This window comes from Microcoleus sp. AT8-A3 (genome assembly GCF_036705675.1).
Taxonomy (GTDB): domain Bacteria; phylum Cyanobacteriota; class Cyanobacteriia; order Cyanobacteriales; family Microcoleaceae; genus Microcoleus.
The window spans coordinates 1-3,656 of sequence record NZ_JAUBVD010000126.1; the positions used below are offsets into that span (position 1 = coordinate 1).

At 49.5% G+C, this 3,656-nt stretch carries 3 protein-coding genes and 1 riboswitch; all 3 genes read left to right on the forward strand.

Annotated features, from left to right (window positions below):
• Positions 1–175: 175 nt before the first annotated feature.
• A riboswitch (adenosylcobalamin-variant (AdoCbl-variant) riboswitch) is annotated at positions 176–255 on the forward strand.
• An 8-nt stretch (positions 256–263) separates the two neighbouring features.
• The 3 genes from cobG to QUB51_RS30080 all read left to right on the forward strand — a co-directional run bounded on the left by cobG (position 264) and on the right by QUB51_RS30080 (position 3,427).
• Positions 264–1,931, forward strand: a complete 1,668-nt coding sequence (gene cobG / locus QUB51_RS30070; protein ID WP_333262377.1) for a precorrin-3B synthase — start codon at positions 264–266, stop codon at positions 1,929–1,931.
• 159 nt (positions 1,932–2,090) lie between these two features.
• Positions 2,091–2,720 carry a precorrin-8X methylmutase gene (locus tag QUB51_RS30075; protein ID WP_333212848.1) on the forward strand — a complete coding sequence of 210 codons (630 nt, stop codon included), beginning with the start codon at positions 2,091–2,093 and terminating at the stop codon, positions 2,718–2,720.
• Positions 2,717–3,427 (forward strand): precorrin-2 C(20)-methyltransferase, encoded by a 711-nt coding sequence (locus QUB51_RS30080; RefSeq protein ID WP_333058637.1) that lies wholly within the window; start codon positions 2,717–2,719, stop codon positions 3,425–3,427. Before QUB51_RS30075 ends, QUB51_RS30080 begins: the two co-directional genes overlap by 4 nt.
• Positions 3,428–3,656 lie beyond the last annotated feature (229 nt).

Below are 3,656 nucleotides of genomic sequence, written 5' to 3' on the forward strand. Positions count from 1 at the left end.
CGCCTATCGTTAAGGTTTGTAAAGGGGTTTGACGACAGTTAAACTGATGAGTGTGATTAGGAAAGCTGATGAGAGGAGAGACAGGGCCGTAGCTTGCGGGGCCCGACGCAATCGCCAGAAGTTTTGTTAAGAAAGTTGAGGGTTTTGCTTTCTGTGGGTCAGCTCGTGATACCTTTCTAAAACCTGAAAGCGGGAAAGTCCGGTGCAATTCCGGCGCTGTGCCGCAACTGTAAAAGTCAGAATGCCGATTTCGGGGGCGCTTTGTGGGCGTTTACTTTTGGATTCCCTGCGTAGCACGGGGAGGAGATTATTTGTTAGCTTTGACTGATTTGCCGACTTGTCCGGGTTTATTTTACGGTTCCCAAGCCCGAGACGGAGTTTTATCGAGAATGCGGATTCCGGGGGGAATTTTAAACGCGCAGCAGTGTCGGACGATCGCCGATTTGGCAGATCAATACAGTACCGGCTGTTTGCAAGTGACGAATCGGGGAAATTTGCAAATCCGAGAAGTGCACTCGGAAATTCCCCCGGAAGTCTGGAACCGCTTGCAGGAATTGGGGATAGCGTCTCGCCGCGTTGAAGTTGACCCGATTCGCAATATTATGGCAAGCCCGACAGCAGGGATCGATCGCCAGCAGTTACTGGATACTCGCCCGCTAGTGAAAGCTTGGGATGATTACCTGCAAACGCATCCCGAATTGTCGGAACTTTCGCCTAAGTTCAGTATTGGCTTCGACGGCGGGGAATCGGTTTCGATCCAGGCTTTACGCAACGATATTTTATTAGCTGCTGAAGCGCTTTCAACCCAATCAGAAATCGTTTTTCGGCTGCATTTAAACGGCGATACAGGAATTTTCATCCAAGAATCGCAATGTATTTCAGTATTAGCCGCCCTCGCTAGCACCTATCTTGAATACACCAAAAATCGACCTCGAATTGATGGCAAAAAACCGCGTTTGCGTCACCTGCTGACAGATTGGGGCGCTGAAAGTTATCTAGAAAGGGTACAGCAGAATTTACCATTTTTATGGCAATTCACATCTTGCACCTTTCCCAAAAACAGGCAAGATGCCTGTTCCACAAAGAGTGAATTTCCTTGTGGGGTGGGCATCTTACCCGCCCGTTCGATCGCCTTTCCCAAAAACAGGCAAGATGCCTGTTCCACAAAGAGTGAATTTCCTTGTGGGGTGGGCATCTTGCCCGCCCGTTCGATCGACTCATCTGCAAGGGCGATCGAACAATCCCGACATCTCGGCATTCATCCTCAGCGACAGTCCGGTTTTTCCTACATGGGAATTGCGCTGCCTCTCGGTAGGCTAGAATCAAAGCAACTGCGGAATTTGGCAAATTTAGCCCAAAATCTAGCCAGCGGTACCCTGAGACTTACGCCGTGGCAAAATCTGTTGATTTCTGATATCCCCAACTCCCAGCTTTTTGAGGTAAAACAGCAAATCGCCGATTTGGGATTGCACTCGTCAGCGACTCGCCTAGATTCGTGCTTGGTGGCTTGTGCCGGCAGCAGCGGCTGTGCGTCGGCGGCGACAGATACTCAAAGTCACGCCCTAGCAATGGTGAGGGATTTAGCGCAAAAATTGACGATCGACCTGCCGATTAACATTCATTTCAGCGGTTGCCAAAAGTCCTGCGCCCAGCACCAGCCAATTGATATCACGCTGGTGGGAATTCAGATTGAGCGAGGACACGAGACGATCGAAGGTTACGACATTTATGCGGGTAGAAAAGATTTGCCCTTCGGGCGACCAATTTTTCCGGCGGTGAGTGCGATCGAGATGCCCGGTGCGATCGAGCGAATGTTGCAGGTATATCAGCGCTTTCGAGAGCCTTTGGAGTCATTTGGTGAGTTTGTCGATCGGCAGGCGATCGACCAATTACAGCAGTTGTTAAGCACCGAAAATAGGAATTTAAAGTGAAAAAATATACCATTAAAACTGACAAGTTTTAAGCACCTATCTTGATATTTTTCCCTTCGCGTCCTAGCGCTTACGCGCCGCTTCGCTAACGCGCCTTCGCGGTTCATTCAAAAAATCTATTTCACAAATCCCACAAACTTCCCATAGCAGTTTTAAACAATGATTGACTACATTCGAGACGGAACAGAAATCTACACAAAATCCTTTGCCACAATTCGAGCCGAAGCAGATTTGTCAAGCTTGCCGCCCGATTTAGAATCGGTAGCCGTGCGACTAATTCACAGTTGCGGCATGACGGATATTGTTGCAGATTTAGCAGCTTCGCCCGGTGCAGCCACCTGCGGACGCCAAGCCCTCGCCGCAGGTGCGCCGATTCTGTGCGATGCCCGGATGGTGGCCGAAGGTATCACTCGCAAACGCCTTCCCGCTGACAATCCGGTGATTTGCACCCTCTGGCATTCCGAAATCCCGGAGTTGGCGCGACAAATAGGAAATACTCGATCGGCTGCGGCGCTTGATTTATGGCTGGATAACTTGGAGGGTGCGGTTGTGGCAATTGGCAATGCCCCGACTGCTTTGTTCCGACTACTGGAAATGTTGGATGCCGGAGCACCCAAACCGGCTTTAATTCTGGGTTTCCCGGTAGGATTTGTGGGGGCTGCCGAATCCAAAGCCGAACTCGCTGCCAACAGTCGGGGAGTGCCATTTATTACGTTGCACGGGCGGCGTGGTGGCAGTGCAATGGCAACGGCAGCCGTGAATGCGTTAGCGAAAAAGGATGAATTATGACTAAGGCTACTGGTAAATTGTACGGTTTGGGTATTGGCCCTGGCGATCCAGAATTGATCACATTGAAAGCTTATCGGATTTTGCAATCGGTGCCGGTGATTGCCTATCCGGCGATGGAAAATGGTAAGGTGCTGGCGCGGGCGATCGTTGCTGATTATCTGCGCCCGGAGCAAATTGAGATTCCGATGCCGTTGCCTTTTAGTCCGACGCGATCGTCTCAACCTTATTATGATATTGCTGCCGAGAAAATTGCCGCCCATCTGAGCGAGGGACAGGATGTGGCGGTGCTGTGTGAGGGCGAACCTTTTCTCTACGGCTCGTTTATGTATCTATTCAACCGTTTGTCGGCGAGATTTACCACTGAAGTTGTGCCGGGAATTTCTTCGACAATGGCGAGTGCGGCTGCGTTGGGAGTGCCGCTGACTTATCGTAACGATGTGTTAAGTATTATGCCTGCGACGCTGGATGCTGAGGTTTTGCGCGATCGACTGGCGGTTGTTGATGCTGCTGTAATTATTAAGCTGGGGAGGCATTTTGCGAAAGTCCGGGACGTACTGATTGAGTTGGGACAGTTCGATCGAGCATTGTATATAGAACGCGCAACTATGCCGAATCAGCGAATTCGGGCGATCGCAGATGTCGAGCCCGCTGAAGTTCCCTATTGGGCTCTCATTATGATACCTAGCCAGCAGAAGTCTGTATCTTAATATTTCCATGCCTGAAGGCGACGCGCTTCCAGGCTTTACCTAGTTTTTGTCCATTCTTTCCCATTTATCCACCATTCCTGCTATTTATAAGTCAATCTTATACATATCATCAGTTAATCTGTTGTTAAAAAACTTTACAAACCTGAGAATATGCTTTATGTTTATTTACATGGCGGAACACAAAGCCGTCACGAACATTGAAAACCAAATAAAGCAATCATAAACAAAT